The 25,465-nt window shown below is 55.9% G+C and carries 25 protein-coding genes; 12 read left to right on the top strand and 13 right to left on the bottom strand.

Translation table 11 applies throughout. The features are described 5' to 3' along the window. Positions 1-2 precede the first annotated feature (2 nt). On the bottom strand, positions 3-1,130 hold the full coding sequence (locus tag ABLV17_RS02535; RefSeq protein ID WP_308957646.1) for a glycosyltransferase family 4 protein: 1,128 nt from the start codon (positions 1,128-1,130) through the stop codon (positions 3-5). After that, positions 1,127-2,203: a putative lipopolysaccharide heptosyltransferase III gene (rfaQ, locus tag ABLV17_RS02530; RefSeq protein ID WP_087858935.1), complete on the bottom strand. Its 1,077-nt coding sequence runs from the start codon at positions 2,201-2,203 to the stop codon at positions 1,127-1,129. Before rfaQ ends, ABLV17_RS02535 begins: the two co-directional genes overlap by 4 nt. A gap of 111 nt (positions 2,204-2,314) precedes the next feature. On the opposite strand from rfaQ, the gene ABLV17_RS02525 reads away from it, so the two are divergent. From ABLV17_RS02525 to ABLV17_RS02515, 3 genes are all read left to right on the top strand, one after another. Beyond that, positions 2,315-3,277, top strand: a complete 963-nt coding sequence (locus tag ABLV17_RS02525) for a polysaccharide deacetylase family protein (RefSeq protein ID WP_045390617.1) — start codon at positions 2,315-2,317, stop codon at positions 3,275-3,277. Between the two features lie 96 nt (positions 3,278-3,373). After that, positions 3,374-4,015 carry a hypothetical protein gene (locus tag ABLV17_RS02520; RefSeq protein WP_045386549.1) on the top strand — a complete coding sequence of 214 codons (642 nt, stop codon included), beginning with the start codon at positions 3,374-3,376 and terminating at the stop codon, positions 4,013-4,015. A 372-nt stretch (positions 4,016-4,387) separates the two neighbouring features. Further along, positions 4,388-5,251, top strand: coding sequence for an O-antigen ligase family protein (locus ABLV17_RS02515; protein ID WP_348854071.1), 864 nt, complete (start codon positions 4,388-4,390; stop codon positions 5,249-5,251). A gap of 20 nt (positions 5,252-5,271) precedes the next feature. Here the strand turns inward: ABLV17_RS02515 and ABLV17_RS02510 are convergent, their stop codons facing one another. From ABLV17_RS02510 to rfaD, 4 genes are read right to left on the bottom strand one after another with little or no spacing between them, the layout of a single operon-like run. Continuing rightward, positions 5,272-6,186 (bottom strand): sugar glycosyltransferase, encoded by a 915-nt coding sequence (locus ABLV17_RS02510; protein ID WP_087858937.1) that lies wholly within the window; start codon positions 6,184-6,186, stop codon positions 5,272-5,274. After that, positions 6,186-7,157 carry a lipopolysaccharide heptosyltransferase RfaC gene (rfaC, locus tag ABLV17_RS02505; protein ID WP_087858938.1) on the bottom strand — a complete coding sequence of 324 codons (972 nt, stop codon included), beginning with the start codon at positions 7,155-7,157 and terminating at the stop codon, positions 6,186-6,188. Before rfaC ends, ABLV17_RS02510 begins: the two co-directional genes overlap by 1 nt. Positions 7,158-7,160: 3 nt before the next feature. Continuing rightward, positions 7,161-8,219 carry an ADP-heptose--LPS heptosyltransferase RfaF gene (rfaF, locus tag ABLV17_RS02500; RefSeq protein ID WP_308957648.1) on the bottom strand — a complete coding sequence of 353 codons (1,059 nt, stop codon included), beginning with the start codon at positions 8,217-8,219 and terminating at the stop codon, positions 7,161-7,163. A 9-nt stretch (positions 8,220-8,228) separates the two neighbouring features. Continuing rightward, on the bottom strand, positions 8,229-9,161 hold the full coding sequence (gene rfaD / locus ABLV17_RS02495; protein ID WP_045390625.1) for an ADP-glyceromanno-heptose 6-epimerase: 933 nt from the start codon (positions 9,159-9,161) through the stop codon (positions 8,229-8,231). A 212-nt stretch (positions 9,162-9,373) separates the two neighbouring features. On the opposite strand from rfaD, the gene kbl reads away from it, so the two are divergent. The 4 genes from kbl to ABLV17_RS02475 all read left to right on the top strand — a co-directional run bounded on the left by kbl (position 9,374) and on the right by ABLV17_RS02475 (position 13,467). Then, entirely contained in the window at positions 9,374-10,567 is a 1,194-nt protein-coding gene (gene kbl / locus ABLV17_RS02490) for a glycine C-acetyltransferase (RefSeq protein ID WP_113374040.1), read from the top strand. A 12-nt stretch (positions 10,568-10,579) separates the two neighbouring features. Continuing rightward, positions 10,580-11,605, top strand: coding sequence for an L-threonine 3-dehydrogenase (gene tdh / locus ABLV17_RS02485; RefSeq protein ID WP_015369171.1), 1,026 nt, complete (start codon positions 10,580-10,582; stop codon positions 11,603-11,605). Between the two features lie 175 nt (positions 11,606-11,780). Continuing rightward, positions 11,781-12,509, top strand: coding sequence for a hypothetical protein (locus ABLV17_RS02480; RefSeq protein WP_213317601.1), 729 nt, complete (start codon positions 11,781-11,783; stop codon positions 12,507-12,509). Positions 12,510-12,675: 166 nt separating this feature from the next. Continuing rightward, positions 12,676-13,467: a glycosyltransferase family 2 protein gene (locus ABLV17_RS02475; protein WP_087858941.1), complete on the top strand. Its 792-nt coding sequence runs from the start codon at positions 12,676-12,678 to the stop codon at positions 13,465-13,467. A gap of 6 nt (positions 13,468-13,473) precedes the next feature. Here ABLV17_RS02475 and ABLV17_RS02470 read toward each other — a convergent pair whose 3' ends face one another. The 3 genes from ABLV17_RS02470 to gpmM are packed head-to-tail and all read right to left on the bottom strand — an operon-like array spanning position 13,474 to position 17,250. Continuing rightward, positions 13,474-14,421: a divergent polysaccharide deacetylase family protein gene (locus tag ABLV17_RS02470; RefSeq protein WP_045390634.1), complete on the bottom strand. Its 948-nt coding sequence runs from the start codon at positions 14,419-14,421 to the stop codon at positions 13,474-13,476. Between the two features lie 3 nt (positions 14,422-14,424). Then, complete coding sequence (envC, locus tag ABLV17_RS02465) at positions 14,425-15,696, bottom strand: murein hydrolase activator EnvC (protein WP_045390637.1); 1,272 nt, start codon at positions 15,694-15,696, stop codon at positions 14,425-14,427. 9 nt (positions 15,697-15,705) lie between these two features. Continuing rightward, a complete protein-coding gene (gene gpmM, locus ABLV17_RS02460) occupies positions 15,706-17,250 on the bottom strand; it encodes a 2,3-bisphosphoglycerate-independent phosphoglycerate mutase (protein ID WP_308957649.1) in 1,545 nt (514 codons plus the stop codon). 247 nt (positions 17,251-17,497) lie between these two features. On the opposite strand from gpmM, the gene ABLV17_RS02455 reads away from it, so the two are divergent. The 5 genes from ABLV17_RS02455 (at position 17,498) to cysE (ending at position 20,733) form a co-directional block, all read left to right on the top strand. Next, a complete protein-coding gene (locus ABLV17_RS02455) occupies positions 17,498-17,929 on the top strand; it encodes a rhodanese-like domain-containing protein (RefSeq protein ID WP_015369178.1) in 432 nt (143 codons plus the stop codon). A 104-nt stretch (positions 17,930-18,033) separates the two neighbouring features. After that, entirely contained in the window at positions 18,034-18,285 is a 252-nt protein-coding gene (grxC, locus tag ABLV17_RS02450; protein WP_015369179.1) for a glutaredoxin 3, read from the top strand. A 59-nt stretch (positions 18,286-18,344) separates the two neighbouring features. Next, entirely contained in the window at positions 18,345-18,812 is a 468-nt protein-coding gene (gene secB / locus ABLV17_RS02445; protein ID WP_015369180.1) for a protein-export chaperone SecB, read from the top strand. Next, positions 18,812-19,831, top strand: a complete 1,020-nt coding sequence (gpsA, locus tag ABLV17_RS02440) for an NAD(P)H-dependent glycerol-3-phosphate dehydrogenase (RefSeq protein ID WP_308957650.1) — start codon at positions 18,812-18,814, stop codon at positions 19,829-19,831. The genes secB and gpsA overlap by 1 nt, the downstream gene beginning before the upstream one ends. Positions 19,832-19,911: 80 nt before the next feature. Next, complete coding sequence (gene cysE / locus ABLV17_RS02435) at positions 19,912-20,733, top strand: serine O-acetyltransferase (protein WP_004106845.1); 822 nt, start codon at positions 19,912-19,914, stop codon at positions 20,731-20,733. Positions 20,734-21,181: 448 nt separating this feature from the next. Here the strand turns inward: cysE and trmL are convergent, their stop codons facing one another. The 4 genes from trmL to lldP form a co-directional block, all read right to left on the bottom strand. Continuing rightward, positions 21,182-21,655 carry a tRNA (uridine(34)/cytosine(34)/5-carboxymethylaminomethyluridine(34)-2'-O)-methyltransferase TrmL gene (trmL, locus tag ABLV17_RS02430; protein WP_015369182.1) on the bottom strand — a complete coding sequence of 158 codons (474 nt, stop codon included), beginning with the start codon at positions 21,653-21,655 and terminating at the stop codon, positions 21,182-21,184. A gap of 125 nt (positions 21,656-21,780) precedes the next feature. Continuing rightward, positions 21,781-22,965 (bottom strand): FMN-dependent L-lactate dehydrogenase LldD, encoded by a 1,185-nt coding sequence (gene lldD, locus ABLV17_RS02425; protein WP_113374036.1) that lies wholly within the window; start codon positions 22,963-22,965, stop codon positions 21,781-21,783. Next, a complete protein-coding gene (gene lldR, locus ABLV17_RS02420; RefSeq protein WP_015369184.1) occupies positions 22,965-23,738 on the bottom strand; it encodes a transcriptional regulator LldR in 774 nt (257 codons plus the stop codon). Before lldR ends, lldD begins: the two co-directional genes overlap by 1 nt. Then, the gene (gene lldP, locus ABLV17_RS02415; RefSeq protein WP_047053583.1) at positions 23,735-25,390 is read right to left on the bottom strand and encodes an L-lactate permease; all 1,656 of its coding nucleotides are present in this window, start codon (positions 25,388-25,390) and stop codon (positions 23,735-23,737) included. Before lldP ends, lldR begins: the two co-directional genes overlap by 4 nt. Positions 25,391-25,465: the final 75 nt, after the last annotated feature.

Below are 25,465 nucleotides of genomic sequence, written 5' to 3'. Positions count from 1 at the left end.
CGTTATTTCACCAGATCCTGATAGAGGGAAAGCAGCTGCGTCGACAGTCGCTCGCTAGTGCAATCCGTAATACGTTCGCGGGCGCGTGCGCCTTCAGCGGAGCCCAGCGCGCGCGCGGGCAGCGCCATAACAGCCTGCTGTAACGCGGCAATATCCAGCGCGTCGCAAACGTAGCCGTTATCGCCCTCGGTGATGAACTCCGCACCGCCGCAGCCGGTGGTGGTGATAACCGGCAGACCGCAGGCCATCGCCTCAAGGATCACATTCGGGAACGGGTCGTATAGCGTTGGCAGCAGTAGACCATCGGCCATCTGATAGAACGGTAGCGTTTCGGACTGCATGCCGAAGAAGCGCACGCGATCTTCGCAGTTCAGCGATTTTGCTAGCTGTTGATAGCGGTTCTGTTCTTTATCTTTGCCGACCACCAACAGATAACGGTCGGTGGGGGCGATGGCGCGGATTGCCGCATCCAGCCCTTTTCGTTCAAATCCGGAACCGACATAAATCAGGCAGCTTGCCTGCAGCGGTAGCTGCCATTTGGCGCGTAAAGCGGCAAAGGTTTCTTCGCCTGGCGGCAGAAACCGCTGGTTATCAATAGCGTTGTAGATGACGTGGATTTTGTCAGCCGGCAGGCCGAAGTCTTCAATGATTTCCTGCTTAATCATCTCCGCATTGCAAATCACCCCGCGCAGGTGCGCGTCCTGATACATCTCGCGTTCCGCCTGCATCACATAACGGTGGTAGCGGTCGGCGAACAGCAGGCGGCTTTTCCAGGCCGGTAAAATGCGCGAGCGCTGCTGCAGCCAGCGGCGATGGACGCCGTCGCCGGCGCGGTAGAGATCGCAACCCGGAATACGCTCATGGCTTTGCACCAGGTCGAATGATTCACTCTGCCAGAGCGCGCGCGCGGCGTTGGCGAAACCGCGTTCCCGGCTGATGCGCCCCCATTTGCGCGGGTTGCAGATGTGAATATGCCAGTCCGGTTTGACAGGCCCTTGCCACTCGCGGGTGATGACGTTCAGTTCCAGATTACTGCTGTCGAGGGCTTCCAGCGCGCGGGAGACAAAGCGCTCCGCGCCGCCGTCAGGGCGATACTTTTGCCGTACCAGAGCCAGCCGGAATTTACTCATGCCAGTACCTTTTTCGCCGCCGCGATGACCGCGTCGGTAGGGATTAAATCAAGATAGCGTTCTTCGGTGTTGGTGTTGATGTCGTCAGGGTCGGGCAGCGGGCCGAAGTCGCCTGCCCAAATAACCTCGCCTTTCGCCTGCCACGGCCGCCAGAAGGTCAGCTTTGATGGGCCAAATAACGCGACGAGCGGCGTACCCAGGGCTGCCGCCATATGCATCGGCACCGAATCTACGCCGATAAACAGGCGGGCGTGATCGATAACCGCGGCCAGCTGGCGGAGCGTCAACTGGCCGGCTAACGAGTGCAGTCGCGCCTGCGGGCAGCCGCTGATGATGTTCTCTACCATCTGCTTTTCTTTGGCGTCAGGGCCAGAGGTAAGCACCACCGCGTAGCCTTCTGCTGACAGCGCATTAATCAGCGCGCTCATGCGCTCTTCGCGCCAGCATTTAAAGAACCAGCGCGAAGTCGGCTGAATCACGATGTAATTTTCCTGGAAGCCATCCGGCAGCAGCGCGCGGCTGTAGGCCCAGTCAGATTCGCTGTAGCCCATCCGCGCCGGCGCATCGTTTATCTCAAGCCCCAGCGGCGCCAGAATAGAGAGGTTTTGCTGCACCGTATGCAGCTGATTGTGCTGCTGGGTAGAAGCAAGCGCGGTGTGGCAGTATCGCCAGAACGGATGACGGCGCTTAGGGAAATCGAAACCGATGCGCGTCGGCGCGCCGGTTAATTTGCTAATGATCGCGCTGGGCCATTGATCGGCAAGGTTGAGCACCATGTCGTAGCGCTGCTGGCGCAGGCTGCGAATGAGCTGCCATTCCATCTTAAGCTGATGCCGCTTGCCCTGCTTTTTCCAGCTGCGATCGATCGCGTAAATCTGGTTAATCTCCGGGTTTGCCGCCAGCATATCCCTGGTCTCAGCATACAGCAGTACATCGACGCGAGCGGCGGGATACTGCTGTTTTAACGCGTTTACAAGCGGGGTGATCAGCAACATGTCGCCGTGGTGGCGCAGCTTAATGACCAGGATCCGCGCCGGATTCTGCTGACCGGGGGAGAGGGTTTCAGGCGTCATACTCTGTTCTTCATCCAGGATAAGGGTTCCGATTCTAGGGGATCGTGCAGATTGAGAGAAGCGTTGTATTGCTCTACCATGGACCGATACGTATGGCCTGAGGACGTTTTCGTGCATAATCCCGCATTTCTCATCACGATTGATACAGAGGGTGACAACCTCTGGCAAAAACATGACAGCATCACCACGGAGAATGCGCGCTATCTTCCGCGTTTTCAGCAGCTTTGCGAAAAGTATGGCTTCAAACCGGTCTATTTGACCAATTATGAAATGGCCATCGACCCTTTTTATATCGAGTTTGCTAAAGATGTCATCGCGCGCGGCACGGCGGAAATCGGTATGCATCTGCATGCCTGGAACAGTCCGCCGACCGAGCCGCTGACCGCGGATGACTGGCGTCATAAGCCTTATCTCATCGAGTACAGCGATGCCGCCATGCGTGAAAAGGTCGACTATATGACCCATCTACTGGAAGATACCTTCCAGACCAAAATGGTGAGCCATCGCGCCGGGCGCTGGGCGTTTGACGAGCGCTACGCGCGCCTGCTGGTGGAGTACGGTTATCAGGTGGATTGCTCGGTGACGCCGCGGGTGAACTGGAAAACCGCTAAGGGCGCGCCGCAGGGCGATGGCGGCACGGATTATCGCCGCTTCCCGCAACATGCTTATTTTCTCGATGAAAATGATATCAGCCGCGAAGGGCATTCCCCGCTGCTGGAAGTGCCGATGAGCATTCAGTATAAGCACTCGGCGTGGATGAATAGCGTGAAGCAGGGCTACGATAGACTACGCGGTAAAGTTCGTTCGCCGTCCGTGCACTGGCTGCGTCCAATGGGCGGCAACGTCGAAACCATGAAAAAAGTAGTTCAGCAGACGCTGGCGCAGGGTAATGATTATGTTGAGTATATGCTGCATTCATCGGAGTATATGCCAGGCGGTAGCCCGACCTTTAAGAATGAACAAGATATTGAACGTTTATATGCCGATCTGGAAGCGTTCTTTAGCTGGCTTGCGCCGCAGGTCCGCGGAATGTCTTTAGCAGAATATTATAATTTCAAGAGAAATCTTACATAAAACAATCATTACTGATAGAGGTGCGGCGTTAATCTGGTGTAATATCATCAGTCTAATGAATAATTAACGCCTGAATTATTAAGATACTGAGGTTTTATGAAGATAGCAACCGTACTACGCTCTGGCGGTGATTATAACCAAAGCCATGTGCAGTGGTTATACAAACAATTGCCAGCAGACATCGAGAAAGTGTGCTTTACCGATTTAACTATTCCTGGCGTTAACACCATTAAACTAACTGAAGATTTGCCAGGTTGGTGGTCAAAAATCGAGATGTTTAATCCGGATTCGGTTGCCGAAGATATTTTTTATCTTGATTTAGATGTCGTCGTTGTCGGTGATATTAGCGATATTCTGGCAAATAAACAGCTGACCATGCTGAGTGATTTTTTCTTTCCTCAGAAAACGAAAAACTCCGCCATCATGCGCGTTCCGCATGAGGAAAAGTACAAGGTCTGGGAAGCGTTTAAGCGCTATCCTGAGCTATTCATGACGCGCTATCAGAGCGGTGGCGACCAGGAGTTTATCAGCAAAATCTATCCACACGCCGCTATCTGGCAGGACATTTTACCCGGACAGATCGTTAGCTATAAAAAGCATGTCATTCATAAGAAGAAGAATGAACATGCCACCGGTGATGGCACCGTGCCTGCGGGGACGCGAATTGTCTGTTTCCATGGAAAACCACGTCCTTGGGACTGCGGTGAAGCCTGGGTGCCACCATTTGAGAAAGCTTAATTATTTATGAGTAAAGTGATGTCGCCTGTGACAATATTGCTTCTGGCAATATTGTCATGTGTTTTTGTGATGCCGGAGAAAATCATGGGTAGGAATCTTTTTTACCTGTCTTCGGTGATTACCTTAATTTATGCCGTAATTAACAGAAAGCGTCTTACTTTTAAAAAAGAGGAGATATTTCTGTCTCTGACGTTATTGATGTTAGGGGCCTCACAGCTTATTTGGTCATATCGCTTTCCGGGTAATCCGTCTGAAATTTATATGGCTGATGTTAGCTATCCTCGCTCAGGCGCTTATTTGATGATCGGCTCGGTGATGATGCTACTCTTGCCAGCGGTATTACGGACAACAGCAATACAATATGGCAAAAGCTTGAGTTACGCATTAGTCGCGGGCTTTTCAGTATTGACGCTATACGCTTTACATTATCATTTTTTTGTTTCCGGCGATCGCCTGAGAATCGATAACTCCGCAACCTTAAGCGCCTATCTTTATACGATATACTCGTTATTGACGCTGTATGCTTTAGCTTGCGTCAATATCCGCTATCGCAACTATATTGCCAGCGGTGTGATATTTTTCTCGCTGTGGATTATTTTTCTGACCGAAACTCGCTCGGCGCTGCTTATTTATCCGGCGGTACTGCTCTATGCCTTACTGACCGGTAACGTGATGTCGAAGAAAAAATCAGCGCTGGCGTGCCTGATGCTGTTGGTTGCTGGCCTGGCAGTGATTGAGTTGGCGTTTCCCTCGCTGAAAGATCGGGCGAGTGAAGCGGTCACCGAGATCTCGGATTATCAAAGCGATAACAATACCTCGATGGGTTCCCGGCTCAGTATGTGGCATACCGGGATCTATGAAATTATTGCTCATCCCGGTGGCGTAAGCTCGCAGCAGCGTTTCCAGATCCTCTCGCAATTGATGTATGAGAAAGAGCAGGGGAATCCCGAGGGGCTGCGCAACATTGTTTATCATCTTCATAATGATTTGATCGAAACCATGTCGCTACAGGGCGTTATTGGCGGCCTCTTCCTGCTGGCGTTGTATGGCGCGATGCTGCTCTATGTTTTCAGAAAGGCGACGCTGAAATGCGCATTGGCGTTTATTGGCGCGCCGGTGATTCTTTTTGGCTGCGTCGATACTCTGTTTATCCACGACAGATTTATCATTATGTTTATTGTGGCGTTAGCCGTTTTCACGGCGTTATCGCCGGAAAAGTCTGCGGAAGAATCGTGATGGAATGATGAAGTGGCCGTTCAGGCCACTTCATGTAGCGCTTGAGATAACGGCATTTTAGGAAATACCTGTTCAGGAATTGCGCTATTAAGGGAAAGATTAATTACCGTAATACCCTTTGCCTGTAAATGACGGCTGGCGAGTTCAAAGGCGGGGAAAACCATACCATCTACTTTATCTGCGAGATAGGATGGGAGCTTATTGTCGCCGTTTTCATAAAATCGCGGTTGCTCAAAATTATTCATATCCAGACCGGCAATAATAATTCTGTTGAATCCCAGCCAGGCGATAATCTGCAGCGCCCAGTAAGCCACCGTTCCTGCATCAAATATCCCTTTGCGAATATCGGTTGAGAAACCAATATGGCTTAAGTGCTGGTGCAAAAGCGCACTTGGGGAGCGGCTAAAGGCCGTTGCGATATCGTTTCCGGGGATCTTCGGCTGGTAAATCTTATAACAGGCATCTTCAATCAGGGCGAGTCGACACTGAATATTGTTGAGCCCGATGCGCTCAATGATTTTGGCAATACCGTGGGTAGTGGTAAAAAAGAGGATTCGCGGATTACTGACAATACCGGCGATAACCTCGGGTTTACGATCAAAAAACTCCATATCAACGATCAGATACAGAGAAAACCCTAGCTTTCCTTCGAGAAAGTAAGCGCCGTTGACGCCCATTACCGGCAACGATGACGGGATAATCGAAAAATCGACATCGTTGATCGATGGGCCGGTCGCGGTGAGCAGCATTGGCCCGGAGAAAGCGTTTTTTAATTCACTTAGGCTACACAGCGGTACCGATTCGCCCTTGTATTGTAAGGCACAAATTTCACCGCTTTCCGCCCGGCGGATCTTTACCCACGGCCACAGGTTTTCATTGTGGCGATAGGCGCGCGGGCGGGTATAGCGATAAATTTGCTTGAATAGCGATCCCATTAAACCAATCCCTGTGCTTGCAACAGTTGCTGAACATGCTCAGCGGTAATATCGCCGGTGCTGCTACCGTGCGGCGGGCGGACAATATGCTGGTTTTTACCATATCCGCCAATCAGTCCCGGATCGGTTGGGCCGTAGAGCGTGAAATTGGGTTTATCGAGCGCCGCGGTCAGATGGCTCAACCCGGTGTCGACGGAAACCACGCCGCGTGCGCCAGCCAGAATCTGCGCAACCTGCTCAAGGCTCATGCGCGGCAGTACATCGACGTTATCGCGTCCTTCCGCCAGCCGTTTTGCCCGCGCCTCTTCGTGCGGCGCGCCCCACGGCAGCTTAATACGTACGCCGCTACCTGCCAGTAGATCGAGAAGCGCTTGCCAGCATGCTTCCGGCCAGTGTTTATCATCGCGGGTGGTGGCATGCAGGAAGACCAGATACGGCTCTGTTGCCGGTGCGTCAGGGCGAATAAAGTGGCGCGCGATGGCGTAATCACCCTGCGTTTGCGGCCTGGCATAGCCCAGGCTTTTGGCGAACAGTTCGCGCGTACGCTCTACTGCGTGCTGCTCGACAGCAATATGGTGGCGACGGTTATAAAACAGGCTTGCCAGCGGCTCGCGGGCGGACTGCCAGTCCATGCCATGTTTGACGCCGTGCGCCAGACGCGTTACCAGCGCGGCGCTTTTCACCAGCCCCTGCGCATCAATAATGGCATCGTAGTTGACGGCCTTTACGGCATCGCGAAAAGCCTTTCTTTCCGCTTTGATAGGCGCGGAAAACCAGGCTTTGCGCCAGCGGCGAATCGCCACCGGAATCACCCGCTCGACGGCGGCATGCCATGAAGGGATCTGCGCGAAGCCTTCTTCAACCACCCAGTCAAAGCGGATACCGGGGATGGCCTGCGCGGCGTCGGTTAGCGCGGGCAGCGTGTGTAGCACGTCGCCCATGGACGAGGTTTTTACGATCAATACCCGCATCCGCTACGCTTCCTCGTGCTCGGTTTTTTCCGCTAACAGTTCGTTCAGCTCTTGCAGGACGCGTTCTGGAGTGATGTCGATCAGGCTTTGATGATAGCCCTCAGCGGCATCGCCTTTGCGCACCTTGTGGTAGCCGCTAATCAGGCGAATAACCCGCGCTTTATGCGACAGGGGCGGGGTAAAGTCCGGGCTACTTGGGCCGTAAAGCGCCACCAACGGGCGGTCCAGCGCGGCGGCGACGTGCATCAACCCCGAATCGTTGCTGACCACGGCCTGACAGGCGGCAATCAGAATCACGGCCTGTTCCAGCTGGGTTTCGCCAGCCAGGTTACGACACCAGGCCTGCTGCTCGCTGCTAAGCGCGGCGATGATCTCTTTGCCGGCATCGTTATCTTTCGCCGAGCCGAAGAGCGCAATCTGATAACCATCGTCAATGAGCTTTTTCGCCAGCGCGGCGTAGTGGTAATGCGGCCAGCGTTTGGCAGGGCCGAACTCTGCGCCGGGGCAGAAGCCGATAATGAGCCGATCGTTTGAAAGATTAAAGGCGTTGCAGGCCTGTGATTTTTCGCCGTCGTTGACCTGCAGCTGCGGCCATAGCAGCGGCTGCGGAAGGTCTTTAGCGCAGCGCATGACGCCGTTGTCGTAGGCCAGCGCCACGTAGCGCTCCACCATCAGCGGCCAGGCGTCTTTATCCAGCACGCGGGCGTCGTTAAGCAGGCCATAGCGCATCTCGCCGCGCCAGCCGGTGCGCAGCGGGATGTTGGCAAAGAATGGCACCAATGCCGATTTAAACGAGTTCGGCAGCACGTAAGCGCGATCGTAGCGACGATCGCGCAGACTGTGGCCGAGTTTGCGGCGTTCGCCGATAGCCAGCGCGCCGTGGCCGAGCGGCATGGCGATCGCTTCGTTGACTTCCGGCATGCGCGATAACAACGGACGGCACCATGCCGGCGCCATCACGTCGATAATCGCCTGGGGATAGCGCGCCCTGAGCGTACGATAAAGACTTTGCGACATCATCATGTCGCCCACCCAAGACGGGCCTATCACCAATATTTTCATGCTTGTTTCTTACGCGTCGCGGTTGAGCCAGGCCATATATTCCGTTACGCCTTCGGCAACGGTTTTGAACGGTTTGTCATAGCCCGCTTTACGCAGGTTAGTCAGGTCGGCCTGCGTGAATGCCTGATAGCGGCCTTTCAGTTTGTCCGGGAACGGGATGTATTCAATGCTGCCTTTCTTATGGTACGCCAGGGTCGCATCGGCGACGGCCTGGAAAGATTCCGCGCGGCCGGTACCGAGGTTGAAGATACCGGAAACGCCATTTTCCCAGAACCACAGGTTCACCGCGGCGACGTCGCCGACATAGACGAAGTCGCGTTTGAAGCCGTCGCTGCCTTCGAACAGTTTCGGACTTTCGCCATTATTCAGCTGGGTATTGAGGTGGAAGGCCACGCTCGCCATGCTGCCTTTGTGCCCTTCGCGCGGCCCGTAGACGTTGAAATAACGGAACCCGACGATCTGCGAATCCGCTTCCGGCAGGATCTGACGGACGTATTCGTCGAACAGGAATTTAGAGTAGCCGTAGACGTTCAGCGGTTTTTCAAATTCGCGGGACTCGATAAAGTCGCTGGTGCGCCCGCCGTAGGTGGCGGCGGAAGAGGCGTACAGGAACGGGATTTCGCGCTCCAGGCAGTAGTGCAGCACCTCTTTGGAGTATTGATAGTTGTTATCCATCACATACTTGCCGTCCCACTCGGTAGTGGAAGAGCAGGCGCCTTCGTGAAATACCGCTTCAATCTCGCCAAACTCTTCGCCGGCCATAATCTGGATCAGAAAATCTTCTTTATCCATGTAGTCAGCGATGTCCAGATCCACCAGGTTTACGAATTTGGTGCCGTCTTTCAGATTGTCTACAACCAGAATATCGGTGATGCCTTTGTCATTCAGGGCTTTAACGATGTTGCTGCCGATAAAGCCTGCGCCGCCGGTTACGATGATCATAACTGTACCTTTGAAGTAGAAAGCCCGGAAACAATCCGGACATGAATACTCCTATCATATCACTACATCCGAAAGGCTTCAGCCATTCGCCGAAAAGGTGCTGGCCGTGCGTGATTTATGCTGCAAATTATTCATTCAGGCATGCATCATCTCGTATCAACGTATAGCTTTGGGTAATATGTGCCAAATTTTGCCGAATCTGGAGAGTTGCAATGCGTGGTGATTTCTACAAACAGTTAACCAATGACCTGGATACCGCGCGCGCGGAAGGGTTGTTTAAAGAAGAGCGTATCATTACTTCGGCTCAGCAGGCGGACATCACCGTCGGCGACAGCCACGTCATTAACTTCTGCGCCAACAACTATCTGGGCCTGGCGAACCACCCGGAACTGATTGCCGCGGCGAAATCCGGCATGGACAGCCACGGCTTCGGGATGGCCTCGGTGCGCTTCATCTGCGGTACCCAGGACACACATAAGCAGCTCGAGAAGAAGCTGGCGGATTTCCTCGGTATGGAAGACGCGATTCTCTACTCCTCTTGCTTTGATGCCAACGGCGGCCTGTTTGAAACGCTGCTGGGGCCGGAAGATGCCATTATCTCTGATGCCCTGAACCACGCGTCGATCATCGACGGCGTGCGCCTGTGTAAAGCTAAGCGTTTCCGCTATGCCAACAACGATATGCAGGAGCTGGAAGCGCGTCTGAAAGAAGCGCGCGAAGCCGGCGCTCGCCACGTGCTGATCGCTACCGATGGCGTTTTCTCGATGGACGGCGTGATCGCCAACCTGAAAGGCGTCTGCGACCTGGCGGATAAATATGATGCGCTGGTGATGGTCGATGATTCTCACGCCGTGGGCTTTGTCGGCGAAAACGGCCGCGGTTCCCATGAATATTGCGACGTGATGGGCCGCGTCGACATCATCACCGGCACGTTGGGTAAAGCGCTGGGCGGCGCGTCAGGCGGTTACACCGCCGCGCGCAAAGAAGTCGTTGAGTGGCTGCGCCAGCGTTCTCGTCCCTATCTGTTCTCCAACTCCCTGGCGCCGGCCATTGTCGCCGCTTCCATCAAGGTGCTGGAGATGGTGGAAGCGGGCAGCGAACTGCGCGATCGCCTGTGGGCTAACGCGCGCCTGTTCCGCGAAAAAATGACCGCAGCAGGCTTTACCCTGGCAGGCGCCGACCACGCGATTATCCCGGTGATGCTCGGTGAAGCTACCGTCGCCCAGGAGTTCGCGCGCGAATTGCAAAAAGAAGGTATTTACGTCACCGGTTTCTTCTATCCGGTGGTTCCAAAAGGCCAGGCGCGTATTCGCACCCAGATGTCGGCGGCGCATACCCCTGAACAAATTGAACGTGCGGTGGAAGCCTTTACCCGCATCGGCAAACAACTGGGCGTCATCGCCTAATAAGGGTGTGAGATGAAAGCGTTATCCAAACTGAAAGCGGAAGAAGGCATCTGGATGACCGACGTACCGGAACCGGAAGTCGGCCATAACGATCTGCTGATTAAAATCCGTAAGACCGCGATTTGCGGTACCGACGTACACATCTATAACTGGGACGAATGGTCGCAGAAAACCATCCCGGTACCAATGGTGGTGGGGCATGAGTATGTCGGCGAAGTCGTGGGTATCGGTCAGGAAGTTCGCGGCTTTAAGCTTGGCGATCGCGTTTCCGGCGAAGGGCATATCACCTGCGGACACTGCCGTAACTGTCGCGGCGGTCGCACGCATCTGTGCCGTAATACCATCGGCGTGGGGGTAAACCGCCCGGGCTGTTTCGCTGAATATCTGGTGATCCCGGCCTTCAACGCTTTCAAAATCCCGGACAATATCTCTGACGATCTGGCATCCATCTTCGACCCGTTCGGCAACGCTGTGCATACCGCGCTCTCCTTCGACCTGGTCGGTGAAGATGTTCTGGTTTCCGGCGCTGGCCCGATTGGCGTGATGGCCGCGGCGGTGGCGAAACATGTCGGCGCGCGTAACGTGGTGATTACCGATGTTAACGAATATCGCCTGGAGCTGGCGCGTAAAATGGGCGTCACCCGTGCGGTTAACGTCGCCAAAGAGAATCTGAACGATGTGATGGCGGAGCTGGGGATGACCGAAGGCTTCGACGTGGGTCTGGAGATGTCCGGCGCGCCGCCGGCGTTCCGCACCATGCTTGATACCATGAACCACGGCGGACGTATTGCGATGCTGGGTATTCCTCCGTCGGATATGTCTATCGACTGGACCAAGGTCATCTTCAAGGGGCTGTTTATCAAAGGGATTTACGGCCGCGAAATGTTTGAAACCTGGTATAAGATGGCGGCGCTGATCCAGTCTGGCCTCGATCTTTCGCCAATTATCACCCACCGTTTCGGTATTGATGACTTCCAGAAAGGCTTTGACGCGATGCGCTCCGGCCAGTCTGGCAAAGTGGTACTGAGCTGGGATTAAACTTATTATCGTCAGGATGACGCTAATAAGCATTCTTGCTGCCCATAGTTTATGGGCAGCATATTCTTCACATATATATTGATAATAAAGTTTTTGTTATTACCACAGCCACTATTGAACTGAACCCAGTTTTATTTATATTCTGCCATATCTTCATTTAACAAGGATGGTATATATGGCGCACCCTATTTTTATCAACCGTCTTTGGCAATTGAAGAGTATTGTTTTACCGGCATTACTGTTTTTTATGAGTTTCAGCATCCTGGCTGAGCAAAGGCTTGAACATGGCGTGCTGCAAGCCTACTGGAAGGCGCAATGGAGCGATAATGCGACCATTAATGTTCCGGCCCTCGGATTTCGCTATTATTGGCTGGATGATCAGGGGAAATTTAAAAAAGTCATCAATATATATGTTAAGGGAACGCTGAAAGAACAGTTGCTGTTTATTCGGCAGAACTTTAGTGATATCCCGGAAAATTTTATCAGATTTCGCGAGTGGTACGTTAACCAGCAGGGCAGTCTGCTGGTTAACAATATCGCGCAGTATACTGAATGCAGCAGTGAGAATTATAGCGCCGTATTGCTTTCTTTTGTTCCTGCGCAAAATAAACCTGTATCCAATATCGACGATATGCATGCTCAGGTCCCCTGCGGCGGGGACGGACGCTATCCTTGGTTAACGACATATCATTTACAGCATGAATGGAATCAGCATTCATTCAAAGAATGGCCAGATGATAATGCGAATAATACATATTCCGTTATGGCTGATGACGTGGTGGTTAAAATACGCACTATTAACAAATACTGGATCTATGCCGCTCTTTACGATGACAGCAAAGCGGACCGTATGAGTGATAAACGGGGGTACATCAGGAGGGAGCATCTCAAACCCGATAACTGACACCTGGCGGTATCGGGCAAGGTGATGAAATTTATCTCAAGGTAGATTTATTTAGATTTGGATAACATTTCTAAAATAATACGTATCTACCGCACTATTTCCGCATCGATCTTTTGCCTATTCGTTTATACAGTTGGTTTACTCTTCGTTTAATCGCATAAACCCTATGTTTAAGCTCTCAGTATGCTTGCTTACCTGTAATTCGGCCCGCTTATTACGGGAAGTCTTGCCGCCGCTGTTGCGGGTGGCGGATGAGTTTATTGTCGTTGATTCAGGCAGTACGGATGAAACGCTGCAGATATGTCAGCAGTTTGGCATAACGGTTCATCACCACCCCTATGCCGCCCACGGCCTGCAGATGAACTATGCGACCTCGCTGGCGACCCATGACTGGGTGCTATGTATGGATAGCGATGAAATTCTGGATGAACAAGTGGTTGCGGCGATTCTGGCGCTTAAGGCGGGAGAGGAGCCGGACCCCAGTTGTGCATGGCGCCTGCCGCGCTACTGGTTCGTGCTTGGCGAACAGGTGCGGACTATTTATCCCATCTCATCGCCGGATTACCCGGTACGCCTGTTCAACCGCCAGCGGGCCAGTTTTAACCAGCGGCCGGTAGACGATCAGGTGGTCGGCCATCTGACCTCGATAAGGCTGCCGGGCTTTGTCCGCCACGACACCTTCTATTCACTGCATGAGGTGTTTAACAAGCTCAACAGCTATACCACCCGGCTGGTGAAGGCGCAGAAGGTCAGGCCGTCGCTCAGTCGCGGGATCATCAGCGCTATCGGCGCATTTTTTAAGTGGTATCTGTTCAGCGGCGCGTGGCGCAGCGGCAAAGTGGGGGCAGTAACCGGCTTGTACGCCACCTTGTACAGCTTCATGAAGTATTTTAAAGCCTGGTATGCTCACGACGGTAAGCGGCAGGGAACCGTGACGGAGAAGCGCACGGATCCCTGATGAAGATTAGTTGGTGGGGCTATCCCAGCCCTGCCATTTAAGCTGGTAATACTGGACCAGTGCGCTCTGGCTGATGCTTTCGCTCAGAATGCTAAAGAAGCGGCTGGCGTTCACCGGCTCCAGCGGACGCTTCGGTTTGCAGTACTTCACGCCGTGGAACGGGTTACGCGGCTTCTGCTGCTGCGGCACGTTTGGCTGGGCAGGCGTGTTCGGCGTCGAGTTGTCGACCTGCGGTTCGTTTAGCAGGCTGCTCGGGCGCACCAGCGTGATATCTGGCGGCAGGTTATAAACCATTTGCTGTAGTACCCGCACCGTTGAAGGATGGGGATGACCAATGGCGATAGCCGAACCGTTACGCCGCGCCAGCGCGATGGCGCGATTGAACTGAGTGCGGATGTCCGCCTCGTTCTGGGTGTCGTCGAGAAACACTTTGCGTTTAATTACCTTCACGCCGGTTCCCTGAGCGGCACGCATGGCCTGGGTGTTGCCGATAGTCACACTATCGAGAAAATAGAGATTGTAGCGTTCCAGCGCCTGCATCACCTTCTGCATGCCGAACAGGTTAGAAGTCATGGCGCTACCCATGTGGTTGTTCAACCCGACCGCGTAAGGCACTTTACCGTAAGCCTCACGAATAATACGTTCGATCTCATCGCTGCTCATATCCGGGCGCAGGGTGTCTTTTTCCAGCGGTTGCTTGCTGAGCGGCGCCATCGGCAGGTGGATCAATACTTCATGGCCCAGATTATGTGCTTTGGTGGCCATTTCCCGGGCGTGGGGGGCATTCGGCAGCACGGCAACGGAGATGGTGGGCGGCAGCGCCAGCACCTTATTTTCCGTCTGCGGACGGTAGCCGAAATCATCGATAACGATAGAGAGTTTACCGGCGAAAACCGGCGCAGCAATAGCCAGTGAACCGGCTACAGCAAGTGCAATCATGCGAAATTGAAGCAAAACTTATCTTCCCAACCACGGCTGTGGATTGACCGCCTGACCCTGGCGGCGAATTTCGAAATAGAGCGACGGACGACCCTGACCGCCGCTACTGCCTACCAGCGCGATAGCCTGGCCCGCGCGGACCTGGGTACCGACGCTGACCAGCGCGCTTTGGTTATAGCCGTAAAGACTCATGTCGCCTTTGCCGTGTTCAACGACGACCACCAGGCCGTAGCCCTGTAGCCAGTCGGCGAGGATCACCCGACCGTCGGCAATGGCTTTGACTTCGGTGCCCTCAGACGCAGCGATAACCATCCCTTTCCAACGTAGTTCACCTTGCAGCTGTTCGCCATAACGATGAAGAATTGTTCCGCGAACCGGCCAGAAGGCCTGACCGCGCGGCGCGCCGAGGCCGCCGGTTCGCGACATCAATGAACGTTCGCTTTCGGTTGGTTTATAGGTGGTGCCTTTGCGCGAGGCTTCCTGCTGACGGTCGCGTACCGCCTGAGCATCACGAGCCTCGCGATCGGCGCGGGCTTTGGCTGCCGCTTCCGCCTGGGCGATGCGGCCGCGCAGGCGCGATTCGTTAGCGCGCAGTTCGCTGAGCTGCTGTTGGCCTTTCTGAATGGAGGATTCGAGGCTGGAGAGCGTCTTTTTACGCTCGTTGCGCGCCTGCTCAAGCTTGGCCTGCTGCGCTTTTTGCTCGTAAACCAGCGTTTGCTGCTGGCTTTGTTTTTCTTCCAGCATCGATTTCTGTACCGCGACTTCTTCGCGCGTCTGCTTGAGCTGGGCGATGGTCTCCTGACGGGCCTGGTTAAAGTAACCAAAATAGGCCTGCAGGCGCTGGTTGCGCTGCCCCTCTTCGCCGCTGAGGATCATCTGCATGCCGGTATGCGGCCCCTGGCGGAAGGCGGCGTCAAGCTGCGCGGCGAGGTTACGTTCCTGGGAGGCACGCTGGCGCTCCAGCTTAGCGATAGACGCGTTCATCTCGTCGATCTGCTTATTGAGCTGGTTGAGGGTATCCTGAGTTTCACGCAGCTTACGCGCGGCGGCGGAGATCGCCTCTTCCTGCGCTTTTAGCTGGGCGAGCAGAGAGGAACGTTGCTGCTGCTGTTGCTGAATCGCGCGCTGTTTGGCGGCGATATCGGCCTGAATGGATTTCAGCTGGTCGCGGTCATCGGCGTGAGCGGATGCGGCGCACAGCAATACGCCAGCGCTAAGCGCGCTGGCGTAAAGAACGGATCGAACAGCCGTTGCGATCCATGTATTTGAATAAGTCGCCTTTCCCCTCATGGGGAAGGATTATTCCACGATGAACAGCGGCTTGCCAGTCATCTCTTGCGGGATTTCCATTCCCATCAGCGATAGCATGGTTGGCGCGATGTCGGAAAGCTTGCCGCCTTCGGCTACTTTCACGGTTTTGTCGCCAACGTAGATCAGCGGAACCGGCAGGTTAGTATGCGCGGTGTGCGCCTGTCCGGTCGCCGGATCGCGCATTTGCTCGGCGTTGCCGTGGTCGGCGGTGATCAGCAGCTGACCGCCGACGGATTCAACGGCCGCGGCCACTTGTTCGATACAGTGATCCAGCGCTTCAACCGCTTTCACCGCCGCTTCCATCACCCCGGTATGGCCAACCATATCGCCATTCGGGTAGTTACAGATGATGGTGTCATACTGGCCGCCTTTGATGGCCGCAACCAGTTTTTCGGTCAGCTCGGCAGAGCTCATTTCCGGCTGCAGATCGTAAGTGGCAACCTTCGGCGAGTTAATCAGAATACGGTCTTCGCCTTTGAACGGATCTTCTACGCCGCCGTTAAAGAAGAAGGTCACGTGCGCATATTTCTCGGTTTCGGAGATGCGCAGCTGGGTTTTGTCGTGCTTCGCCATCCACTCGCCGAAAGTGTTAACCAGTGAAGCTGGCGGATAAGCGCAAGCGACTTTGATGTCGGCGGCGTATTCGGTCAGCATCACGAAATCGAGGTTAACGACTTTCTTACGCGCGAAGCCGTCGAAGTCGGCGTTAACGAAGGCGCGGGTGATTTCGCGCGCGCGGTCAGCGCGGAAGTTCATGAAGATCAGCGCGTCGCCGTCTTCCATCGCGGCATCGGCCTGGCCCACGGCGCGGATAACGGTCGCTTTGACGAACTCGTCGTTTTCATCACGGGCGTAGGCTGCCTGCAGGCCCGCCACCGCGGTGTCGGCCTGGAATTCGCCTTTGGCCAGCGTCATCAGGTCATAGGCTTGTTCTACGCGATCCCAGCGGTTGTCGCGGTCCATGGCGTAGTAGCGGCCGATGATAGAGGCGATACGGCCTTTGCCCAGCGCGGTGAATTTAGCTTCGAATTTAGCCAGCGTGGCTTCAGCGCTGCGCGGCGGCGTGTCGCGGCCATCGAGGAAAGCGTGCAGATAGATTTTCTCTGCGCCGCGTTCGGCTGCCAGTTCTACCATCGCCATGATGTGGTCTTCGTGGCTGTGAACGCCGCCTGGCGACATCAGGCCCATGATGTGTACCGCTTTACCGGCGGCGACGGCTTTGTCGACCGCGCCGGTCAGCACCGGATTGGCGAAGAAGGTGCGTTCTTTGATTTCAACGTCCAGACGGGTCAGATCCTGATACACGATACGACCCGCGCCGAGGTTTACGTGGCCCACTTCGGAGTTACCCATCTGGCGGTCAGGCAGGCCGACTTCCAGACCGGATGCGTCAATCAGGGTGTGCGGACGTTTTGCCCACAGCGCGTCCATTACCGGCGTTTTCGCGCTATAAATGGCGTTATCCTGTTGGTCTTCACGGTAGCCGTAGCCATCCAGAATCACCAGTACCATAGGTTTTTTAGTAACCGACATTGCGACAACCTCATGCTCAAAGACAGAAAATTTGCGTAATTTTACTACAGCTGAATCGATCAAATCACCGTAAAAGATCAAAGAAAGGGAAGGGGCGGCGCCAGAGCCGATGGCGAAGTCGGCTTTTTTTTCGTGACGGGCCGCAGAAAATACATTACATCGCGCTCACTGGCTGTATTTGCCGCAATGCACAGGTATACTCCTTCCCTGGTTTTTTTTATCACTTAGTCGGGAGTTGTAACCCCCCATGCAAGAAATTATGCAATTCATCGGCCGTCACCCGGTCCTGAGCATCGCGTGGATCGCGCTGCTGGGTGCGGTACTGTTCACCACCTTTAAGGGCTTGATGTCGAAAGTTAAAGTCATCACCCGTGGTGAAGCGACGCGTCTTATCAACAAAGAAGAAGCCGTTGTTGTCGACCTGCGTCAGCGTGACGACTTCCGTAAAGGCCATATCGCCGGCGCTATCAACCTGCTGCCTGCCGATATCAAAGCAAATAACGTCGGCGAGTTGGAAAAACACAAAGCACAACCCATTATTGTTGTGGATGGGTCCGGCATGCAGGCGCAAGAACCTGCCAGCCTGCTGAATAAAGCCGGATTCGAAAAAGTCTTTGTACTGAAAGAAGGCATCGCAGGCTGGAGCGGCGAGAACCTTCCGCTGGTACGCGGCAAATAATTTACCCCCGCGTCGTTATGGCGCAGCGGTTCCCCCGATAACCTCTCAGGCGGCGGGGAGCCTCTGCGGCGTAAAATCCCTCGGGGTAAAAACAGGAGTGAGTCATGGCCAATATTGAGATCTATACCAAAGCGACCTGCCCGTTCTGCATCCGTGCCAAAGCGCTGCTGAACAGCAAGGGCGTGACGTTCAACGAACTGCCTATCGATGGCGATGCCGCGAAGCGCGAAGAGATGATCCAGCGCAGCGGCCGGACGACGGTTCCGCAGATTTTTATTGATGCGCAGCACATTGGCGGCTGTGACGACTTGTATGCGCTTGATTCACGTGGTGGACTTGATCCCCTCTTGCGCTAATTTTTACGCTTTCCCCATTCAGGGGCGCGTATTTAAGGACAACACGAAAGGGTTTTACTATGTCAGAACAAAACAGCACCGAAATGACTTTCCAGATTCAGCGCATCTACACCAAAGACGTTTCCTTCGAAGCGCCAAATGCGCCGCAAGTTTTCCAGAAAGATTGGCAGCCTGAAGTTAAACTTGATCTGGATACCGCTTCCAGCCAGCTGGCTGAAGGCGTTTATGAAGTGGTGCTGCGTGTCACCGTAACTGCTTCGCTGGGCGAAGAAACCGCATTCCTGTGCGAAGTACAGCAGGGCGGCATCTTCTCCATCGACGGCATCGATGGCAACCAGATGGCGCACTGCCTCGGCGCGTACTGCCCGAACATTCTGTTCCCGTACGCTCGCGAGACCGTTACCAGCCTGGTTTCCCGCGGCACCTTCCCGCAACTGAACCTTGCGCCGGTGAACTTTGACGCGCTGTTTATGAACTATCTGCAACAGCAGGCTGGCGAAGGTGCTGAACAACATCAGGATGCCTGATGAACGCGCTTAATGCTGCAATGACTGTGATCGGTGCCGGCTCTTACGGCACCGCTCTTGCCATCACCCTGGCAAGAAATGGCCACGAGGTCGTCCTCTGGGGTCATGACCCGAAACATATCGCGACGCTGCAACACGATCGCTGCAACGCCGCGTTCCTTCCCGATGTGTCCTTCCCGGACACGCTGCGCCTTGAGAGCGATTTAGCGACGGCGCTGGCCGCCAGCCGCGATATCCTCGTGGTGGTGCCGAGCCATGTCTTCGGCCAGGTTCTGCGCCAGATTAAACCGCTGATGCGTTCCGATGCGCGTCTGGTGTGGGCGACGAAAGGTCTGGAGGCCGAAACCGGCCGTCTGCTGCAGGACGTGGCGCGTGAAGCGCTGGGCGATGACATCCCATTAGCGGTCATCTCCGGTCCGACTTTCGCCAAAGAGCTGGCCGCCGGCCTGCCGACGGCGATTTCGCTGGCGGCGACGGATCCGCAGTTTGCGGAAGACCTTCAGCGCCTGTTGCACTGCGGTAAAAGCTTCCGCGTCTACATCAACCCGGACTTTATCGGCGTACAGCTGGGCGGCGCGGTGAAAAACGTTATCGCCATCGGCGCCGGAATGTCTGACGGTATCGGCTTTGGCGCGAATGCCCGTACGGCGTTGATCACCCGTGGGCTGGTGGAAATGTCCCGTCTCGGCGCGGCGCTGGGCGCCGATCCGGAAACCTTCATGGGCATGGCCGGGTTGGGCGACCTGGTACTGACCTGTACCGATAACCAATCGCGAAACCGCCGTTTTGGCATGATGCTCGGACAGGGCATGGACGTGCAAAGCGCGCAGGACAAGATTGGCCAGGTGGTTGAAGGCTATCGCAATACCAAAGAGGTTCGCGTTCTGGCGCAGCGTTTAGGCGTCGAAATGCCAATAACCGAGGAAATTTATCAGGTATTGTATTGCGGAAAAATTGCGCGCGAGGCAGCATTGACCTTATTAGGTCGCGCACGCAAGGACGAACGCAGCGCCAACTAGCCGCAGGGAAAGTCTGTTACCTGTATGACCCGGTCAGCGAAGAACTGACCGGTCATAATTCTTACCGTCTGGAGTATGCAATGCCGTGTGAAGAACTGGATATCGTCTGGAACAATATTAAAGCCGAAGCCCGGGCTTTGGCCGACTGTGAGCCGATGCTCGCCAGTTTTTACCACGCAACGCTACTCAAGCACGAAAATCTGGGCAGCGCCCTGAGCTATATGCTGGCGAATAAGCTGGCCTCGCCGATTATGCCCGCTATCGCCATTCGCGAAGTGGTGGAAGAGGCCTATGCCGCTGACCCGGAGATGATCGCTTCCGCCGCCTGCGATATCCAGGCGGTACGTACCCGTGACCCTGCGGTCGATAAATACTCAACGCCTTTGCTCTACCTGAAAGGCTTCCATGCGCTGCAGGCCTACCGCATTGGCCACTGGCTGTGGAATCAGGGGCGTCGCGCGCTGGCTATTTTCCTGCAAAACCAGGTCTCCGTCTCTTTCCAGGTCGATATCCATCCGGCGGCGAAGATTGGCCGTGGGATCATGCTCGACCACGCCACCGGTATCGTGGTCGGTGAAACGGCGGTGATTGAAGACGACGTATCCATTCTGCAGTCCGTCACCCTCGGCGGTACCGGCAAAACTAGCGGCGACCGTCACCCGAAAATTCGCGAAGGCGTGATGATTGGCGCCGGGGCGAAGATCCTCGGCAATATCGAAGTCGGGCGCGGGGCGAAGATTGGCGCCGGTTCCGTGGTGCTGCAACCTGTGCCGCCGCATACCACCGCCGCAGGCGTACCGGCGCGCATCGTCGGCAAGCCGGAGAGCGACAAGCCGGCGATGGATATGGATCAGCATTTTAATGGGATTCACCATACTTTCGAGTACGGCGACGGGATTTGATGTATTGCCATTTGCCGCCGCGAAGCTCAAAAATGTAGATATCAGCTATCACTTTGCAACTGTTTCGCTCCTGGATAAACGGTTGTTCTGTGCTGTTTCCGAGCACATTGCGCTCCCGATATTTCTTCTGCGTTATGTCTTTCATGGCGCAGGGAGCGCACAGAGGGCGGCCAGTCGCCGCCGCCCTCTGTACTCCCGGGCTCTGGCCGCCAAAATCGCCACTTCGTGGTGCCTTCGACTTATCCCTGCAGGCTTCGGGTCGGGCCGAGGTAGCGTCCGTGCAAAACGCGGCCCTCAGCCCGCATCCATGCGGGCTGCCCCGGCCTTCCGGGAACGTCTCAGCGATTTTGAGGCCACCAACACCGGCAGTTTCAGGCAGTATTGATGCGGTTGTAGCGCGAGTAGCCCGGATAAGGCGCAACGCGCCGCAATCCGGGAACCGCTCAGGTTAGCTGCGCAACACGGCTCCAGGGTATCCCAACTGACGCCAGGCTTCATACACCACCACCGACACCGCGTTTGACAGGTTCATGCTGCGGCTGTCCGGCATCATCGGAATACGGATTTTTTGCTCCGCCGGTAGGGCATCGAGAATGCTGGCCGGTAGGCCGCGCGTTTCCGGACCAAACATCAAGAAATCACCATCCTGATAGCTTACCGCGCTGTGGGCGGGCGTGCCTTTGGTGGTGAGGGCGAACAACCGCTGCGGCTTCGCGCTGGCGACAAATGCCGCGTAATCCGCGTGGCGCTGTACGGCGGTGAACTCGTGATAATCCAACCCGGCGCGTCTCAGGCGTTTATCGTCCCAGGTAAAGCCCATCGGCTCAATGATATGTAAATTGAAGCCGGTGTTGGCGCACAGGCGGATGATATTGCCGGTGTTCGGCGGGATTTCTGGTTCGAATAACACGATGTTCAGCATACTGCCCCCTTAATTGCGGGGGGCAGAATAGCAGATATTTGTTGAACCCTCACCCCGACCCTCTCCCAGAGGTGGAGGGAGAAAACCGATTCCAGCAGGGGTGGTGTAAGGGAAAACGTGGGGAATTACGCGGCGTTGCCCTGCTTGAGCGCATCAAAGGTCTGCAGCGCTTCGGCATTTTGCACCAGCGAATCGCGGCTGATTTCGCTGATGGATTTCGCCCCGGTCAGCGTCATCGCCACTTTCATCTCTTTCTCGATAAGAGTGAGCAGATTCGCCACCCCTTGCTTGCCGTGGGTCGCCAGCGCGTACAGATACGCGCGGCCCAGCAGCACGCTGTCAGCGCCCAGGGCGATCATCCGCACCACGTCGAGACCGTTGCGGATGCCGCTGTCGGCGAGAATAGTGATGTCGCCTTTAACCGCATCGGCAATGGCGGGCAGGGCGCGGGCGGAAGAGAGCACGCCGTCAAGCTGACGGCCGCCGTGGTTAGAGACGACAATACCGTCAGCGCCGAAGCGCACCGCATCGCGGGCGTCCTCCGGGTCGAGGATCCCTTTGATCACCATCGGGCCGTCCCAGAAGTCGCGGATCCACTCCAGGTCTTTCCATGAAATCGACGGATCGAAATTATTCGCCAGCCAGCCGATGTAATCCTCAAGCCCGGTCGGTTTGCCGAGGTAGGCGGAGATATTGCCCAGATCGTGCGGGCGACCGTTGAGACCGACGTCCCATGCCCACTGCGGATGAGTGACGGCCTGCCAGTAGCGGCGCATGGCGGCGTTCGGACCGCTCATGCCAGAATGGGCGTCGCGATAGCGCGCGCCGGGGGTCGGCATATCCACGGTAAAGACCAGCGTGGAGCAGCCCGCAGCTTTGGCGCGCTCCAGCGCATTGCGCATAAATCCGCGATCGCGCAGGACGTACAGCTGGAACCACATCGGGCGCTTGATGGTCGGGGCGACCTCTTCAATCGGGCAAACGGAAACGGTAGAGAGGGTAAACGGGATGCCTTTGTCGTCCGCCGCGCCCGCCGCCTGCACTTCGCCGCGGCGCGCGTACATGCCGCACAGTCCGACCGGCGCCAGCGCCGTCGGCATCGCTAGCTTCTCGTTGAATAACGTGGTCTCCAGGCTCAGATCCGACATATTGCGCAGAATGCGCTGACGGAGCGCCACGTCGGAGAGGTCTTCAACGTTGCGGCGCAGGGTATGTTCGGCGTAGGCGCCGCCGTCGATATAGTGGAACAGAAACGGTGGCAGGATACGCTGTGCGGCGGCGCGATAGTCGCTGGCGGCGGAAATAATCATCACGAGTTCTCCCTGGAATTTTCATTGTGGTCACCGGGCAGGCGGGTAATGCGCGCCTGGCGGGCCTGGTCTTCATCAAAACGTTTAATGGTGGCGTGGACAAAACCGAGGTGGGCCATCATCGCCTGGCGGGCGCCTTCCGCGTCGCCGGCGAATATCGCTTCCATCACCGCCTGATGTTGTTCGGTCAGACGCGCGAACACCGGCGGCACCAGATACATGCGCTGACGGCTCTGCTTCACCGAGGATTGCAGAAGCTCGAAGAAACCGCGCATGGTTTGCAGCAGCACCACGTTATGCGAGGCTTCAGCGATCGCCAGGTGGAAGCGAACATCTGCCTGTGAGGCGAGATCCGGGTCATCGCTGAGGGTGGCTTCAAAACAGAGGCGGATTTTTTCTTTTTCGGCGTCGGTGGCCCGCATCGCCGCGTGCCAGGCGGTGCTGGCTTCAATGGCGTGGCGGGCTTCGAGAATATCAAAACTGTAGTCGGGGTCGTCGGCGAGCAGCGTTTTCAGCGGCTGGACGATGTTTTGCTCCGACCAGGGTTCATGCTGCCAGCGCACGAAGGTGCCGCCGCCGCGACGGCTAAGTAGCACCCCTTCGTTGACCAGCATCGCCAGCGCTTCACGTAGCGAATTGCGTGAAACACCGAGCTGGACGGCAAGCTGGCGCTCGGCGGGCAAACGCATGCCCGCCTCCAGCTGTTGTTCTTCTATCAGCGCCCGGACGCGGTTTGCGACGTCGTCAGCCAGGCGTTTTGGCATCACTTTCACGGAATCATCCAGGTTAAGACATAAGCCTGCAGGGTGGTAATCAGACCCACCATGCAGGTGAATATCAGGCTGTGCTTGACGGTAAAGCGGAACAGGTCCGACTCTTTACCCACCAGGCCTACCGCAGCGCAGGCAATGGCGATCGACTGTGGCGAAATCATCTTGCCCGTCACCCCACCGGTGGTATTCGCGGCGACCAGCAGAATATCGGAAACGCCGATTTGCTGGGCTGCCGTCGCCTGCAGCGCGGCGAATAGCGCGTTAGACGAGGTATCTGAGCCGGTCAGGAAGACCCCCAGCCAGCCGAGGAACGGCGAGAAGAAGGTAAACGCGTGGCCGGTATGCGCCAGCGCCAACGCCAGCGTCGATGACAGCCCGGAGTAGTTCGAGATAAAGGCGAACGCCAGCACCATACCGATGGAGTAAATCGGCAGCGCCAGCTCTTTCAACGTCCCGGCGAAGGTGGTCAGCGCATCCTTTGGCTTCATACGCAGCCAGACGATAGACAGTATAGCGGCGAACAGAATGGCGGTGCCGGTCGCCGACAGCCAGTCGAATTTATACACCGCGGCGTACGGTGTCGCGGCGCTCACCACCGGCGGCATACGGGCGACCATTTTGTCGAGGAACGGTACCGGGATGTTAACCACGAAGTCATACATCGCCCCGCCCGGAGCAAACAGCGCTTTGAACGGCGGTACGCTCCACAGGGTGACGGTGGCGGTGAGGAACAGGAACGGCGACCAGGCGCGAATGACCTGACCGGCGGTGTAATGCGTACGCGCCAGGGTTTGATCAACCTGCGCGGCGCCCATATCGCCAAAGCGGAAGATACGTACCGGCTGCCAGCGCTTGAGGAACAGCGTCAGGCATACCAGCGACACCAGCGAAGAGATGATGTCCGGCAGTTCCGGGCCGAGGAAGTTAGAGCTGAGGTACTGCGCGATAGCGAACGAGCCGCCTGCGACCATCACCGCAGGCCACGTCTCTTTCACCCCGCGCCAGCCGTCCATAATCGCCATGATCCAGAACAGCACGATAATGGTCAGGAACGGCAGCTGGCGGCCAACCATCTGGCCGATGGCGAAACTATCGATGCCGGTCACCTGACCAGCGACCAGAATCGGGATCCCCATGGCGCCGAAGGCCACCGGCGCGGTGTTAACAATCAGGCACAGCCCGGCGGCGTACAGCGGATTGAAACCAAGCCCGACCAGCAGCGCGGCGGTGATCGCCACCGGCGCGCCGAAACCGGCGGCCCCTTCGAGGAAGGCGCCAAAGGAGAAGCCCACAATCAGCATCTGCAGGCGCTGGTCCGGCGTAATTGAAAGAATCGACGAGCGGATAATGTCGAACTGCCCGGTCTTCACCGAGATTTTATAGACGAAGACCGCGGCGATAATAATCCACGCGATAGGCCACAGGCCGTAGAAGAAGCCGTATACCACCGACGATAAGGCGCGGTCGACCGGCATTTTGTAGAACAGCAGGGCGACAAGCAGCGCGATGGCTACGGTCCAGGTGGCGGCGACATAGCCTTTAAGCTTGAGCTTAATCAGGGCGAAAAAGAAAAACAGAATCGGTAGTGAGGCGATAAGGCTCGATAGCCAGATATTACCAGCCGGATCGTAATTTTGTTGCCAGAGGTTCATGCAGGTCTCCATCGGGCCACATCCAGTGCGTCAGGTTGGGTCTGCGCCCATTGCCGATCACACTGTTTGTAAAAT

The sequence above is a fragment of the Klebsiella sp. CN_Kp091 genome (assembly GCF_040065095.1).
GTDB lineage: Bacteria > Pseudomonadota > Gammaproteobacteria > Enterobacterales > Enterobacteriaceae > Klebsiella > Klebsiella aerogenes.
The sequence above is the reverse complement of the archived record's forward strand: the minus strand, read 5'-3'. Positions and strand labels throughout refer to the sequence as shown.

Bases quoted from the DNA above. Each gene is read 5' to 3' on its own strand.
- ABLV17_RS02535 (WP_308957646.1), bottom strand. From the start codon at position 1,130: ATGAGTAAATTCCGGCTGGCTCTGGTACGGCAAAAGTATCGCCCTGAC.
- rfaQ (WP_087858935.1), bottom strand. From the start codon at position 2,203: ATGACGCCTGAAACCCTCTCCCCCGGTCAGCAGAATCCGGCGCGGATC.
- ABLV17_RS02520 (WP_045386549.1), top strand. From the start codon at position 3,374: ATGAAGATAGCAACCGTACTACGCTCTGGCGGTGATTATAACCAAAGC.
- ABLV17_RS02510 (WP_087858937.1), bottom strand. From the start codon at position 6,186: ATGGGATCGCTATTCAAGCAAATTTATCGCTATACCCGCCCGCGCGCC.
- rfaC (WP_087858938.1), bottom strand. From the start codon at position 7,157: ATGCGGGTATTGATCGTAAAAACCTCGTCCATGGGCGACGTGCTACAC.
- rfaF (WP_308957648.1), bottom strand. From the start codon at position 8,219: ATGAAAATATTGGTGATAGGCCCGTCTTGGGTGGGCGACATGATGATG.
- rfaD (WP_045390625.1), bottom strand. From the start codon at position 9,161: ATGATCATCGTAACCGGCGGCGCAGGCTTTATCGGCAGCAACATCGTT.
- kbl (WP_113374040.1), top strand. From the start codon at position 9,374: ATGCGTGGTGATTTCTACAAACAGTTAACCAATGACCTGGATACCGCG.
- tdh (WP_015369171.1), top strand. From the start codon at position 10,580: ATGAAAGCGTTATCCAAACTGAAAGCGGAAGAAGGCATCTGGATGACC.
- ABLV17_RS02480 (WP_213317601.1), top strand. From the start codon at position 11,781: ATGGCGCACCCTATTTTTATCAACCGTCTTTGGCAATTGAAGAGTATT.
- ABLV17_RS02475 (WP_087858941.1), top strand. From the start codon at position 12,676: ATGTTTAAGCTCTCAGTATGCTTGCTTACCTGTAATTCGGCCCGCTTA.
- envC (WP_045390637.1), bottom strand. From the start codon at position 15,696: ATGAGGGGAAAGGCGACTTATTCAAATACATGGATCGCAACGGCTGTT.
- gpmM (WP_308957649.1), bottom strand. From the start codon at position 17,250: ATGTCGGTTACTAAAAAACCTATGGTACTGGTGATTCTGGATGGCTAC.
- ABLV17_RS02455 (WP_015369178.1), top strand. From the start codon at position 17,498: ATGCAAGAAATTATGCAATTCATCGGCCGTCACCCGGTCCTGAGCATC.
- grxC (WP_015369179.1), top strand. From the start codon at position 18,034: ATGGCCAATATTGAGATCTATACCAAAGCGACCTGCCCGTTCTGCATC.
- secB (WP_015369180.1), top strand. From the start codon at position 18,345: ATGTCAGAACAAAACAGCACCGAAATGACTTTCCAGATTCAGCGCATC.
- gpsA (WP_308957650.1), top strand. From the start codon at position 18,812: ATGAACGCGCTTAATGCTGCAATGACTGTGATCGGTGCCGGCTCTTAC.
- cysE (WP_004106845.1), top strand. From the start codon at position 19,912: ATGCCGTGTGAAGAACTGGATATCGTCTGGAACAATATTAAAGCCGAA.
- trmL (WP_015369182.1), bottom strand. From the start codon at position 21,655: ATGCTGAACATCGTGTTATTCGAACCAGAAATCCCGCCGAACACCGGC.
- lldD (WP_113374036.1), bottom strand. From the start codon at position 22,965: ATGATTATTTCCGCCGCCAGCGACTATCGCGCCGCCGCACAGCGTATC.
- lldP (WP_047053583.1), bottom strand. From the start codon at position 25,390: ATGAACCTCTGGCAACAAAATTACGATCCGGCTGGTAATATCTGGCTA.